Raw genomic sequence first — 13,288 nt, forward strand, 5'->3', positions numbered from 1 at the left:
ACATCGAAGGAGGCCGGCGATGCCGACCGAACAGCAGGTCGACGACTGGGTCAAGGCGTACGTGCGGGCCTGGCGCAGCAACGCGCCCGAGGACATCGCGGCCCTGTTCCGCGCCGACGCGGAGTACCACGAGTGGCCGTACGAGACCGACTGGATCGGCCGCGCGGAGATCGTGCAGGGCTGGCAGTCCCGGGAGGTGTGGCAGCGGGGCGGCTGGGACTTCGAGTGGTCGATTCTCCTGATCAACGGGGACACGGCCGCGATCAGGGGCACCGGCGTCTACAAGGAGCTCGGCACCTTCGCCAACCTCTGGACGGTGACCTTCGACGACCAGGGCAGCTGCGCGATGTTCCGGATGTGGAACAACCAGGTCTGACGCGGCGCGGACAGCGAGCGGCACGGACAGCAAGCGGCACGGCCGGTGGCCGGTGGCAGCAGGTGAGCGGACTCAGGGCTCGATGACGAGGCGTTCGATGAGGTCGTCGCGGAGGGTGAACCGGTAGCGCAGATCGACGGTGCCGCCGGGGAAGTCGCCTTCGAGATGGTGGGTGGCGATGTAGTGGGTCGCGTCGGTCTGCTCGGCGCCCGTGAGCTGGATGGTGTAGGTGAACTGGGTGGCGGATCGACCGAGCCACCCCTCGATCTCCTCGGTGCCCTGGTAGGTGTTGCCGTCGTCCACGTATGTCTTCGCCGCAGGTCCCGCGGCGAGCGACGCGATGCGCAACCGCTACGCAACACGGCAGGCCGTCCCCGCGGAAGAGGCGTAAGGCTACTCGGACCGGAGACCGCCCGGTGGCCCCCCGGCCGGTCCGGGCACCGCCGGTCAGAAGATGGACCAGCCGGTGTGGGTGGTGAGGGCGTCGAGCGCGGTGATGCCCGCGATCGAGTTGCCGTGAGTGTCGAGGGCCGGCCCCCAGGTGCAGAGCGTTCCACGCCCCGGGATGACGGCCAGTATGCCGCCGCCGATGCCGCTCTTGGCGGGCAGGCCGACGCGGTGCGCGAACTCGCCCGCGGCGTCGTAGGTGCCGCCGATCAGCATGACGGCGTTGATCCGCTTGGCCTCGCTGCGGGTGAGCAGCCGGGTGCCGTCGGCCCGGAGGCCGTGCCGGGCCAGGAACCCTGCGGCGAGGGCGAGGTCGCGGCAGCTCATGGTGAGGGCGCACTGCCAGAAGTAGTGGTCGAGGACGTCCGGGACGGGGTTGTCGAGGCGGCCGTGGTCGGCCAGCAGGTGGGCGAGCGCGGCGTTGCGGTGTCCGTGCTGGCTCTCGCTCCAGGCGACCTGGGCGTCGAAGTCGATGCGGGGGTTGCCGCTCTCGGTGCGGAGGAACTCGCGCAGGGTGCCCCGGGAGTCGCCGGTGAGGGTGAGCAGCCGGTCGGTGGTCACCAGCGCGCCGGCGTTGACGAACGGGTTGCGCGGGATCGCGTTCTCCCGCTCCAGCTGGGCAAGGGAGTTGAAGGGTGACCCGGAGGGTTCCTTCCCCACCCGGGTCCACAGCGAGTCGCCGTCGCTGGCCAGGACCAGGGCGAGGGTGAACACCTTGGAGATGGACTGGACGGAGAACGGGACCTGCCAGTCCCCGGTGCCGCGCGGCGGTTTGCGGGTGTGGGTGTCCGCGATCGCGAGGCCGAACCGGTGGGGGTCGACGGCAGCGAGGGCCGGGATGTACTGGGCGACGGTTCCCTCGGCCAGGACGGGGCGAACCGCTTCGTTGATGCGTGCGAACAGGTCCTCGTAGTCCATGCCGCCCCCCTCCGCGGGCGGGACGCCGTTGTCCGGCCCGGCATCAGCATGCGCCGGGGCGTTCGCGGGGGGAAGGGCGCCCGGAGCGGCGCGGAGGGGTTCCGACCCGCGAACCGGAATCCCGGCGCCTTCTTGCGTCGAGCCGGATGCGCTGTCAGAGCTCCCCGCGCAGACTGATGTGCGTGTTCGCCGTCGGGGGCAGCCTGCCAGGGTGAATCGGAAGCGGAGCTCCGAACAGGACGGTGCGCCGGACGCCTGTCACGGGGAGCTCGGAAGTCGGCAAAGGCTGGAGATGCCCGATTCGTTGGGGGGCGGTCGCATGGACGGCGCTGGACCTGTCCCGGACAAGGCCGGACTACCGGGCGGAGTGCTGATACCGCATCCGCGGGAGCCTGCTGCGCCGCCGCCTGCGGAGTCGGGCGTCGACTTCTGCGGCGACGCCCTGCTCCTGCTGACCGGGCCCTTCTTCCCCGGGCCGGTCTCGCTCGCGGACTCTCCGGGCTTCGCCGTTCCGGCGGACGGCCGACTCGATCCGCAGGGGCGCCTCACGCTGGTGCACCGGTCCCTGGACCAGTTCCTGCGCGGCTCGCTCACCTTCGGCAATCCGCCGGTCGACCTGCTCACCCACTTCGCCGGGTCGGAGGAGTTCGACGCGCGGCTGACGGCGATCGTGCGGGAGACGACGGCGCTACCGGTGGAGCTGCACGTCACCGGCATCCTGTTCCCGGACGGCTACGGGTCGGTGGCCGTGCACATGAGCGTCGTCGAGGGGTGGACCGGGAGGCAGCGGGAGCAGCTCATCGACGGCTTCGGGCCGAAGGGCCGCGACGACCTGACCACGCGCATCAGGGACGAGCTGCTGCCGGCCCTCACCGCGATGTCCGACCGGTGCCGACAGGGGCCGCCGTGTCCCACGGTCCTGCCGTACTTCAACCTCACCTACGCGGGCTGGACCACCCACCCGGCACCCGGCCGAGCGACCCTCTCCGATGCGCTGCGGCACCTGATCTACCCCCGCTCCGCCGCACCGATCCCCTCCGAGTCGACGTGGCCGCAGGAGTTCTTCTACCCCGGATACGCCTTCTTCCTGCTGGCCTCCCGGGACGGCCCCGGCGAGACGCTCGACCAACTCGAGCACCTTCTCGGTCAGTTGAACGTGCACTACGCCCGGCTCGAACGCTCCGCCAGTGCCGCGGAACGGATCGTCCGCGAAATGGCACTGAACGAGGACCCCGAACTGCTCATCTCGCTGGAACGACGGCTGCGCGCCGACTACCAGGCGCTGGTGCGGCCCACGTTCAGCTACGACTTCCACGTGCTCAAGCTGCGCGACAGTGTCCTGGAGGCGTGGGAGACCGAAAAGGTGCGCGAGCGCACCGACACCCTGCTCGAGATGGCGCGGCGCGCGGTGGAACGCAAACTGGAGCACGACCAGCTGCGCCGGGTGACGAAGGTCAACCTCGCAGTGACGATCGTGGCTATCCTGAGCTTCGTCCAGTGCGTCGACTCGGCCCTCAACCTGTGGTCGAGGTTCTTCGAGTAAGAGGGGTGGCGATCGTGCCGGTGGACGTGCAGATCTGCGTCGCGGACGGGCTGATCTACGACGGTCTCGACTACGCCGACCGGATCGAGCAGCGGCTCACCCGAGCCGGCCTGAGCTGCGGCCGCCTGGACCTGGTGACCGAGGCGGCCGAGCTGACCGCGCGACGGCAACAGCCGGCCTTGGCGTACGTGTTCACCGGAGGCCAGACCTCGGTGCACTCCGACGCCGCGTGGATGCGCGCGACCATCAAGCTGATGGGGGAACTCGTCGCCGACGCGAACGGGCCTGACGGCGACACCGGCCCCGCGGTGCTCGGCGTGTGCCTGGGCTCGCAGCTGATCGCCGAGGCGTTGCGTCCGGGCTCGATCATCGACACCTCGGGCATCGAGGTCGGCCTGACCGAGGTGAACCGGGTCGGCGACCGCCGGGGCGTCGGCGTCGTGCCGTCGTTCCACTACCAGGCGATCAGTCCGCAGATCGAGGAAGTGGACGGCGTGCGGATCGAGTACCGCAACGAGCACACCTCCGTCCAGGCGCTGAGCTACGGCGAGCGGGTCTTCGGATGCCAGTTCCACCCCGAGCTGACCCCGGACGACGTGCGCCGGCTGATCGACTTCAACGAGGACGTCATCAGCCGCTGGCACGGCGACCCGGCCGCGGCGCATCGCTCGGTCGAGCAGTACCAGGACGAACTGCCCGAGGACCTCTTCGAGCGCCTGGTGATCGACCGCATCACGCGCTGACGCCGTCGGGGTCCGCTGCACCGCGATCCCGATGCGCGGCGATCCCGGAGGCATTCGGATGAATGTCCGCAGGGGGCCGGTGCGGTGCCGCAGGCAGAAGCCTGGAACGACCTATCCAGGGGCGTATGCCTATCCGAACGGGCCGATCTGCCCTGCTGCGCACCGTGACGACCATCGCTGCCTGCCTGGCAGCCTCCCTGCCCGCGATCGCCGCGCCCGCGGCGGCCGTACCGGTCCCCAGGGAACCGGCCGCCGCGTCGCAGTCCTGGGAAGCGACCGCGGCGAAGCTGGACCGGGTGATCCGGCAGACGGCCGCCGACGCCGGTGTCCCCGGCGTGATCGTGGGCGTCTGGAAGCCCGGACAGCCGCGCTACGTACGGGCTTTCGGCGTCGCGGACACGAGCGACTGCGCCCCGATGCGAACCGACCTGAACATGCGGATCGGCAGCGAGACCAAGACCTTCACCGTCACCGCGCTGCTCCAGCTCGTCGACCGCGGCGAGGTCGGCCTGGACGACCCGATCTCCGGGTACGTCGACGGGGTGCCCGACGGAGAGCACATCACGCTGCGTCAGCTCGCGGACATGCGCAGCGGCCTGTTCGCCTACAGCAAGGACCCGGGCTTCCAGCACCTGCTGACGACCGAGCCGCACCGCCAGTGGTCGCCGAACGAGCTGCTCGACATCGCTTTCGAGCATCCCAACCAGTTCCCGCCCGGCACGCAGTTCGACTACTCCAACACCAACACCGTGCTGCTCGGCCTGGTTGTCGAGAAGGTCACCCACCGCCCCTTGCGGGACGTGATCCGGGACCTGATCACGCGGCCGAGCGGCCTGGACCGCACCTTCCTGCCGGTGGCGGCGGAGTTCCCGCCGCCGCACGCCCACGGCTACACCGACATGACGCCGGACGCCACGGTGGCGGATGCCACGGACTTCAACCCGAGCTGGGGCTGGGCAGCCGGCGCGATGATCTCGGACCTCGACGACATGCGCTCCTGGGCGGAGAACGTCGCGACCGGCGGCCTGCTGTCCCCGAAGACCCAGGCGGAGCGCCTCGACGCGCACCCCACCGGCGCGCCGGGCGACGCCTACGGGCTGGGCATCGACATCAACCACGGGTGGATCGGCCACGCGGGATCCCTGCCCGGCTACCAGAGTCTGACGGTCTATCTGCCCGCCCAGAAGGCGACGATGGTGATCCTGCTCAACACGGACATCCCCTCGAACGGCGAGAACCCCAGCACCCTGCTCGGCCGGGCCATCACCCGGGTGGTCAGCCCCGACAACGTCTACGGTGACGCCTCCGACCAGGCCTGACGCGCGACCCGGGGGACGGGGGGGGAGGTCACGACAGCAGGGCGCGCCGCGGGCCTCGGGCCTCGGGGCCTCTGGACTTACTAGGACGTCCGACTATATGGTCGATGCCAGGTCCGCGGTGTCAGGGAAGCCGGTGTGAGTCCGGCACGGTCCCGCCACTGTGACCGGGGAGTTCGTCCTCGTGGATGACGGCCACTGGCAGCCAGCCGGGAAGGCCTGGGGGCGGGCGTGGATCCGGGAGTCAGGATACCGGCCGCGGGTGGTCCGTGTTTTCCACGAGGATGGAGACGACACGCATGACTCCGGGCTGCCCTTCCCGTTCCGCTGCCCCGTGCCCTGCCGTGCTGACCGTCGGGGCACACCTGCTCCCCCGACGCTGACGTCAACCGCCGGACCGCCGTAGGCGCGCACGACCGTGCGCCCGGACGGTGGCGGTGGTCTCTCCATTCCTCCTCTCCCCATCCACGATGAGAGAAGGAACCGATGGTCCGTGAACTGACCCATTTCGTCGGCGGCAAGCGCGTCGCCGGGACGTCCGGCCGGTTCGGCGACGTGTACGACCCCAACACCGGCCGGGTGCAGGCCCGGGTGCCGCTGGCCGACCGGGCCGAGGTCGAGGCGGTGATCGCCGACGCCGCGCAGGCCCAGCCCGAGTGGGCCGCCTGGAACCCGCAGCGGCGGGCGCGGGTGCTGCTGCGCTTCCTGCAACTGGTCGAGCAGGAGAAGGAGGACCTGGCCCGGCTGCTCTCCGCCGAGCACGGCAAGACCGTGGCCGACGCCCACGGCGACATCCAGCGCGGCCTGGAGGTGGTGGAGTTCGCCGCCGGGATCCCGCACCTGTTGAAGGGCGAGTTCAGCGACAACGCCGGCACCGGCATCGACGTCTACTCGATGCGCCAGCCACTCGGCGTGGTCGCGGGCATCACGCCGTTCAACTTCCCGGCGATGATCCCGCTCTGGAAGGCCGCGCCCGCGCTGGCCTGCGGCAACGCCTTCGTCCTCAAGCCCTCCGAGCGCGACCCTTCGGTGCCGCTGCGCCTGGCCGAGCTCTTCCTCGAAGCGGGGCTTCCCCCGGGCGTGCTCAACGTCGTCAACGGCGACAAGGAGGCCGTGGACACGCTGCTGGAGGACCCCCGGGTCGAGGCGCTCGGCTTCGTCGGTTCGACCCCGATCGCCCAGTACGTCTACGCGACCGCGGCAGCGCACGGCAAGCGCGCACAGTGCTTCGGCGGCGCGAAGAACCACATGATCGTGATGCCGGATGCCGATCTCGACCAGGCCGCCGACGCCCTCGTCGGCGCCGGCTACGGCTCGGCCGGCGAACGCTGCATGGCGATCTCGGTCGCCGTCCCGGTCGGGGAGGAGACCGCGGACGCGCTGGTGGCGAAGCTGGTCGAGCGGATCGCCGCCTTGAAGGTCGGCCGCTCGGACGACCCGGCGGCCGACTTCGGTCCGCTGGTCGGCCGCGACGCCCTGGAGCGGGTCCGCGGCTACCTGGACCTCGGGGTCCGGGAGGGAGCCGAACTCGTCGTGGACGGACGGGACTTCCGCCTTCCCGGCCACGAGGACGGCTACTTCCTCGGCGCCTCGCTGTTCGACCGGGTCACCCCGGGCATGCGGATCTACCGGGAGGAGATCTTCGGCCCGGTCCTGACCGTGGTCCGCGCCGCTGACTACGAGGAGGCGCTGCGGCTGCCGAGCGAGCACGAGTTCGGCAACGGCGTGGCCATCTACACCCGGGACGGCGACACCGCCCGGGACTTCGCCCGCCGGGTGAACACCGGCATGGTCGGGGTCAACGTGCCGATCCCGGTGCCGATCGCCTACCACACCTTCGGCGGCTGGAAGCGCTCCGGCTTCGGCGACCTCAACCAGCACGGCCCGGACTCGATCCGCTTCTACACCCGTACCCGCACCGTCACCTCGCGCTGGCCCTCCGGGGTCAAGGAGGGCGCGAGCTTCACCATGCCGACGATGGGATGAGCACGGTGCACGCAAGTGACCTGACGGACGACCAGCGCGCCGTCGCGGAGGCGACCCGGGCCTTCGCCGACGAGCACCTCGCCCCGCACGCGGTGGCATGGGACCGGGACGAGCACTTCCCGGTCGACGTGCTGCGCAAGGCGGCGGACGTGGGCCTGGCCGGTGTGTACGTGCGCGAGGACGTCGGCGGCTCGGAACTCTCCCGACTGGACGGGGTGGTCGCCTTCGAGGCGCTCGCGACCGGCTGCCCGTCGATCGCCGCCTACCTGTCCATCCACAACATGGTCGGCTGGATGGTGGACCGCTACGGGACCGGGGCGCAGCGTGCCCGCTGGCTGCCGGCGCTCTGCACGGCCGAGCAGTTGGGCAGTTACTGCCTCACCGAGCCCGGCGCCGGCTCCGACGCCGCCGCGCTCACCACCCGGGCCGTGCGCGACGGCGACCAGTGGGTACTGGACGGCGTCAAGCAGTTCATCTCCGGGGCAGGCACGTCCCAGGTGTACGTGGTGATGGCGCGCACCGGCGGCCCGGGGCCGGGCGGCGTCTCCGCGTTCCTCGTGGACCGGGACGACCGGGGGCTGTCCTTCGGTCCGAACGAGCACAAGATGGGCTGGAACGCCCAGCCGACCCGGCAGGTGCTGCTGGACGGCGTCCGGCTGCCCGCCGACCGCCTGCTCGGGGCGGAGGGCGAGGGTTTCCGCATCGCCATGGCCGGCCTCAACGGCGGCCGGCTGGGCATCGCGGCCTGCTCGCTGGGCGGCGCCCAGAGTGCGTTGGAACGTGCGGTGACCTACCTCGCCGACCGTGAGGCGTTCGGGGCCCGACTGCTGCACGCCCAGGCGCTGCAGTTCCGACTCGCCGACATGGCGACGGAGTTGGAGGCGGCGAGGGCGCTCGTGTGGCGCGCGGCGACCGCCCTGGACCGGGGCGACCGGCGGGCACCGCAGCTGTGCGCGATGGCCAAGCGGCACGCCACCGACACCGGCTTCGAGGTCGCCAACCAGGCGCTCCAACTGCACGGTGGCTACGGCTACCTCGCCGAGTACGGCATCGAGAAGATCGTCCGCGACCTGCGGGTGCACCAGATCCTGGAAGGGACCAACGAGATCATGCGCGTCATCGTCGCCCGCGGCCTGACCGGGGCCGCCTGATGACCGGGAACGACACCGAGGAGGTCCTCGTCCAGCGGGAGGGCCGGGCCGGGCTGATCGTCCTCAACCGGCCCGCCGCCCTGAACGCCCTCACCCACGGCATGGTGCGGACGGTCTCGGCGGCCCTGGACGCGTGGGAGCAGGACGAGCGGGTCGACACCGTCGTCGTCACCGGCGCCGGCGACCGGGCCTTCTGCGCCGGCGGCGACATCGTCGCCATCCACCGCGCCGCCACCGGCGGCGACCAAGGCGCCGTCGAGGAGTTCTGGCGCGACGAGTACCGCCTCAACGCCCGGATCGCCCGGTACTCCAAGCCCTACGTCGCCGTCATGAGCGGCATCGTGATGGGCGGCGGGGTCGGGGTCTCCGCCCACGGCAGCGTCCGGATCGTCACCGAGACCACCCGGGTGGCCATGCCGGAGACGGGGATAGGCTTCGTGCCCGACGTGGGCGGCACCTACCTGCTCGCCCTCGCCCCGGGCGAGCTGGGTACCCACCTCGCCCTGACCGCGGGTTCGGTCGGCGCCGCGGACGCGCTGCTCTGCGGGCTCGCCGACCACTTCGTGCCGGCCGAGCGCCTCCCGGCCCTGCTCGACGACCTGGCCGAGCTGCCCGTGCACGACGCCCTCGAACGGCACGTCGAGCCCGCCCCGCCCGGCCGGCTGGACGGGCAGCGCGGATGGATCGACAGCTGCTACGCGGCCGGCACGGTCGAGGAGATCCTCGACCGGCTGCGGGACAGCGGTGAACCCGAGGCGAAGAAGGCCGTGGACCGGATCACCGCCAACTCGCCCACCGCCGTGAAGGCGACGCTGGCGGCGCTGCGCCGGGCCCGGGCGCTGGGCCCCCTGGAGGCCGTGCTCGACCAGGAGTACCGCACCTCCTGCGCGGCGCTCGCCACCCGGGACCTCGCGGAGGGCATCCGGGCCCAGGTGATCGACAAGGACCGTTCGCCACGGTGGAGCCCGGACACCCTGAGCGCCGTCGAACCCGCCGCCGTGGCCCGCTACTTCGCCCCGCTCGGCGAGCGCGAACTCGGCCTCGCCGCCACCACACCGCTGGAGCGCTGGTGACCCACGACATCGGATTCATCGGACTGGGCAACATGGGCGGCCCGATGGCCGCCAACCTGGTCAGGGCCGGGCACCGGGTGACCGGCTACGACCTGGTGCCGGAGGCATTGCGGCAGGCGGAGGAGGTGGGCGTCCGCCCGGCGCGGTCCGCGGCCGAGGCCGTCCGCGGGGCCGACGTCGTCATCAGCATGCTGCCGGCCGGCCGCCACGTCCTGGCCGCCTACGCGGAGCTGCTGCCCGCCGCCGGCCCGGGAACGCTCTTCGTCGACTGCTCCACGATCGACGTCGCGGATGCCAGGGCGGCGCACGAGCTCGCGGTGACCGCCGGGCACCGCGCGGTGGACGCACCGGTCTCCGGCGGAGTGGTCGGTGCGACGGCCGCGAGCCTCACCTTCATGGTCGGCGCGGAGAAGGAGCACTTCGAGAGCGCCCGCCCGGTGCTGGAGGAGATGGGCCGCAAGGTGGTGCACTGCGGCGCGCCCGGTGCGGGGCAGGCGGCGAAGATCTGCAACAACATGATCCTCGGCATCTCGATGATCGCGGTCAGCGAGGCGTTCGTGCTCGGGGAGAGCCTGGGGCTCAGCCACCAGGCGCTGTTCGACGTCGCCTCGACGGCCTCCGGCCAGTGCTGGGCACTCACCAGCAACTGTCCGGTCCCCGGGCCGGTGCCGGCCAGTCCGGCGAACCGCGGGTACCCGGCCGGGTTCGCCGCCGCGCTGATGGCCAAGGACCTCGGACTGGCCGCCGGGGCCGCCGAGGCAGCGGGCCTGCCGACCGAACTCGGACGCAGGGCGGCGCAGCTGTACGCGGACTTCGCGGCGGCCGAGGGTGCGGGCCTGGACTTCTCGGCGATCATCACCACGTTGCGGGAGGGCGGCAAATGACCGAGACCTACGAGACGATCCTGGTCGAGCGCAGGGGACGGGTGGGGCTGATCACGCTCGACCGGCCGAAGGCGCTCAACGCGCTCAACACGCTCCTGATGAACGAAGTCGTCGCGGCCGCAACGGACTTCGACCGGGACCCGGACATCGGCTGCCTGCTGGTCACCGGCTCGGAGAAGGCCTTCGCGGCCGGCGCCGACATCAAGGAGATGCAGCCCCTCGAGTTCGTCGACGCCTACCTCGGCGACTGGTTCGCCGCCTGGGACCGCTTCGCCGCCCTGCGCAAGCCGGTGGTGGCCGCCGTCGCCGGCTACGCGCTGGGCGGGGGCTGCGAGTTGGCGATGATGTGCGACATCCTGCTGGCGGCGGACACCGCGAAGTTCGGGCAGCCGGAGATCAAGCTCGGCGTCATCCCGGGCATCGGCGGCTCGCAGCGGCTCACCCGTGCGATCGGCAAGGCGAAGGCCATGGAGCTGTGTCTGACCGGCCGGACGATGGGCGCCGAGGAGGCCGAGCGGGCCGGACTGGTCTCCCGCATCGTCCCCGCCGACCGACTGCCGGCCGAGGCCCTGGCCACCGCCGAGACCGTCGCGGCGATGTCCACTCCGGCGGCGATCATGCTCAAGGAGGCCGTCAACCGGTCGTACGAGACCACCCTCGCCGAGGGCGTCCGCTTCGAACGCCGTCTCTTCCACGCCGTCTTCGCGACGGCTGATCAGAAGGAGGGCATGGCGGCCTTCGCGGAGAAGCGCCCGCCGGAGTTCCATCACCGCTGACGGCACTCGCGGTGCGCCGCCCCTCGTCCGGGGCGGCGCACCGCCCGTCGCCGGTGCCGCCGTGATGTGACGCACGATCCCTTGACCCGGTCTTTTCCGTTTCGCCATGATGAGCCGTCACGTTGTGACTCCGTCGACGGGGGAAGTCCGGTCCGAATCCGGCGCTGACCCGCAACGGTAGGCCGCCGACGGCATTGTCGGTGGCGAGCCCGAGTACCCGTCGGCGGGGATGTGTCGTCCCTCCCCCCGTCGTGGTCTGCGGGCCGGAGCTCCGAGGGCTGCCCGGCCTGGTGCCGACGTCCCCCGGGCCCCTGCGTCCAGGCCCGGAAAGGCACCCATGCCCGCGCTCCGCCGCCCCCTCGGTCTGCTCGCGATACCCGCCCTGGCGCTCGCCACCGCGCTCCCGGCGGCCACCGCCGCCCACGCCGACACCACATCCTCCCGGACCGTTCGTCCCGACGCCGCCGCGGGCGGCTGGCTGGCCCGCCAGCTGGTGGACGGCGACCACTTCGAGTCCGTCTTCAACGGCACCGCCTACCCCGACCAGGGCCTGACCGTCGACGCCGTGCTGGCCTTCGCCGCCTCGCACAGCTCCGACGAGGCCGCCGCGAAGGCCACCGCCTGGCTGGCGAAGCCCGAGATCGTCTCCGGCTACCTCGGCGACGGCACCACCGAGGCCTACGCGGGCGCCACCGCGAAGCTGCTGCTCGCCGCCGAGGTACGCGGAGCGGACCCGGCGTCCTTCGGCGGCGTCGACCTGCCGGCCCGGCTGCGCTCGCTGCAGACCGCCGAAGGACGGTTCTCCGACCGCTCGCAGTGGGGCGACTACAGCAACGCCTTCGGCCAGTCCCTCGCCCTGATCGCCCTGCACCGCTCCCCCGGTGGCGCCCCCGCCGCGGCCGTCGACTTCCTGGCGAACAGCCAGTGCGCGGACGGCGGTTACCCGGTCTCCTTCGGCCAGCCCACCTGCACCAGCGACCCCGACGCCACCGCGCTCGCCGCCCAGGCCCTCGCCGCCACCGGCCGTACCGCCAAGGCGGACGCCGGCCTCACCTGGCTCGCCGCCCACCAGAACGCCGACGGCGGCTTCGCGGCCGCCGGGGCGACCACCTCCAACGCCAACACCACGGGCCTGGCCACCGAGGCACTGCTCGCCGGTGGGCGCCTCGGCGCGGGCCTCAAGGGCTGGAGCCGGCTGGTGAAGTTCCAGCAGGGCTGCTCCGCCGACCCGGCGGTGCGCGGCGCGGTCGCCTACGACGCGACGGGCTTCAACGCGGGCAACGGCGCCCGGGCCACCGCGCAGGCCGTCCTCGGCCTGGCGGGCGCCCCGCTGGCCACCCTCTCCGCCGCCGGGGCCCGCCCCGACGCCCCCACCCTGGCCTGCCCGACTCCGGCCGCCCGCTGACACGTCCAGGCCTGATCCCACGAGGAGAGTTCCGATGACCGACACCCTCACCCCGGCCCGCCCCGTCCGCCGGATGCTCGGGTCGATCGCCGCCGCGGCGGCCCTCACCGCCGGCCTGCTCGGCGTCTCCGCCGTCCAGGCCCCGCAGGCCCGGGCGGCGGCCTGCAGCGGAACCACCGGCGTCACTGTCGTGGTCGACTTCACCGCCGTCGGCGGCGGCATCGAGACCGGCTGCGCCCCCGGCGACCCCGCCAACGGGCTCGCCGCGCTCACCGGCGCCGGGTTCTCGTACGCCTTCCACCCGCGCTTCCCGGGCTTCGTCTGCAAGATCAACGCGCTGCCCGCCACCTGCACCAACCCGACCGGCAGCGCCTACTGGTCGTACTGGCACGCCCAGCACGGCGGGCCCTGGTCGTACAGCAACCTGGGCGCGGGCAGCTACGACCCGGCCCCCGGCGACGTCGAGGGCTGGTCCTTCGGTGCCGGCGCCCAGCCGGGCATCACGGCGCCCTGACACGTGAGCGCACCGGCGCCCCGTCCTCCCTGAGGAAGGGCCGGGCGCCGGTGCTCAGGGTCGGCCACCCTGCCCGGAGTTCCGGGTGTCCGCCCGCCCGTGCACCACCGCGAGGACCGGCCGACGAGGTGGTGTGAGCTACCTGACGATCCGTTG

The 13,288-nt window shown here is 72.3% G+C and carries 13 protein-coding genes and 2 riboswitches; of the genes, 11 read left to right on the plus strand and 2 right to left on the minus strand.

Translation table 11 applies throughout. From position 1 onward, the window contains the following. Positions 1-19: 19 nt before the first annotated feature. The gene (locus AB0F71_RS14305) at positions 20-376 is read left to right on the plus strand and encodes a nuclear transport factor 2 family protein (protein ID WP_360232706.1); all 357 of its coding nucleotides are present in this window, start codon (positions 20-22) and stop codon (positions 374-376) included. Positions 377-448: 72 nt separating this feature from the next. Here AB0F71_RS14305 and AB0F71_RS14310 read toward each other — a convergent pair whose 3' ends face one another. Then, a complete protein-coding gene (locus AB0F71_RS14310; RefSeq protein WP_360232708.1) occupies positions 449-679 on the minus strand; it encodes a hypothetical protein in 231 nt (76 codons plus the stop codon). Positions 680-823: 144 nt separating this feature from the next. Then, a complete protein-coding gene (locus AB0F71_RS14315) occupies positions 824-1,741 on the minus strand; it encodes a glutaminase (RefSeq protein WP_360232710.1) in 918 nt (305 codons plus the stop codon). A gap of 367 nt (positions 1,742-2,108) precedes the next feature. Between AB0F71_RS14315 and AB0F71_RS14320 the strand changes: the two genes are divergently transcribed. From AB0F71_RS14320 to AB0F71_RS14365, 10 genes are all read left to right on the plus strand, one after another. Further along, entirely contained in the window at positions 2,109-3,284 is a 1,176-nt protein-coding gene (locus tag AB0F71_RS14320; RefSeq protein WP_360232712.1) for a hypothetical protein, read from the plus strand. Positions 3,285-3,289: 5 nt separating this feature from the next. Then, positions 3,290-4,027 carry a hypothetical protein gene (locus tag AB0F71_RS14325; RefSeq protein WP_360232715.1) on the plus strand — a complete coding sequence of 246 codons (738 nt, stop codon included), beginning with the start codon at positions 3,290-3,292 and terminating at the stop codon, positions 4,025-4,027. A 125-nt stretch (positions 4,028-4,152) separates the two neighbouring features. Then, a complete protein-coding gene (locus tag AB0F71_RS14330) occupies positions 4,153-5,346 on the plus strand; it encodes a serine hydrolase domain-containing protein (RefSeq protein WP_360232718.1) in 1,194 nt (397 codons plus the stop codon). Between the two features lie 92 nt (positions 5,347-5,438). Further along, positions 5,439-5,619, plus strand: a riboswitch (cobalamin riboswitch). 210 nt (positions 5,620-5,829) lie between these two features. Then, the gene (locus tag AB0F71_RS14335; protein WP_360232721.1) at positions 5,830-7,329 is read left to right on the plus strand and encodes a CoA-acylating methylmalonate-semialdehyde dehydrogenase; all 1,500 of its coding nucleotides are present in this window, start codon (positions 5,830-5,832) and stop codon (positions 7,327-7,329) included. Continuing rightward, positions 7,326-8,480, plus strand: coding sequence for an acyl-CoA dehydrogenase family protein (locus tag AB0F71_RS14340; protein WP_360232724.1), 1,155 nt, complete (start codon positions 7,326-7,328; stop codon positions 8,478-8,480). The genes AB0F71_RS14335 and AB0F71_RS14340 overlap by 4 nt, the downstream gene beginning before the upstream one ends. Then, positions 8,480-9,553, plus strand: coding sequence for an enoyl-CoA hydratase/isomerase family protein (locus AB0F71_RS14345; protein ID WP_360232727.1), 1,074 nt, complete (start codon positions 8,480-8,482; stop codon positions 9,551-9,553). The genes AB0F71_RS14340 and AB0F71_RS14345 overlap by 1 nt, the downstream gene beginning before the upstream one ends. Beyond that, the gene (mmsB, locus tag AB0F71_RS14350) at positions 9,550-10,437 is read left to right on the plus strand and encodes a 3-hydroxyisobutyrate dehydrogenase (protein ID WP_360232730.1); all 888 of its coding nucleotides are present in this window, start codon (positions 9,550-9,552) and stop codon (positions 10,435-10,437) included. Before AB0F71_RS14345 ends, mmsB begins: the two co-directional genes overlap by 4 nt. Further along, positions 10,434-11,213 (plus strand): enoyl-CoA hydratase, encoded by a 780-nt coding sequence (locus AB0F71_RS14355; RefSeq protein WP_360232733.1) that lies wholly within the window; start codon positions 10,434-10,436, stop codon positions 11,211-11,213. The genes mmsB and AB0F71_RS14355 overlap by 4 nt, the downstream gene beginning before the upstream one ends. Positions 11,214-11,311: 98 nt before the next feature. Then, positions 11,312-11,453, plus strand: a riboswitch (cobalamin riboswitch). A gap of 97 nt (positions 11,454-11,550) precedes the next feature. Continuing rightward, entirely contained in the window at positions 11,551-12,618 is a 1,068-nt protein-coding gene (locus tag AB0F71_RS14360; RefSeq protein ID WP_360232736.1) for a peptidase, read from the plus strand. Positions 12,619-12,652: 34 nt separating this feature from the next. Next, a complete protein-coding gene (locus AB0F71_RS14365) occupies positions 12,653-13,132 on the plus strand; it encodes a flagellar hook-length control protein FliK (protein ID WP_360232739.1) in 480 nt (159 codons plus the stop codon). Positions 13,133-13,288 lie beyond the last annotated feature (156 nt).

Source organism: Kitasatospora sp. NPDC028055, assembly GCF_040637885.1.
Taxonomy (GTDB): domain Bacteria; phylum Actinomycetota; class Actinomycetes; order Streptomycetales; family Streptomycetaceae; genus Kitasatospora.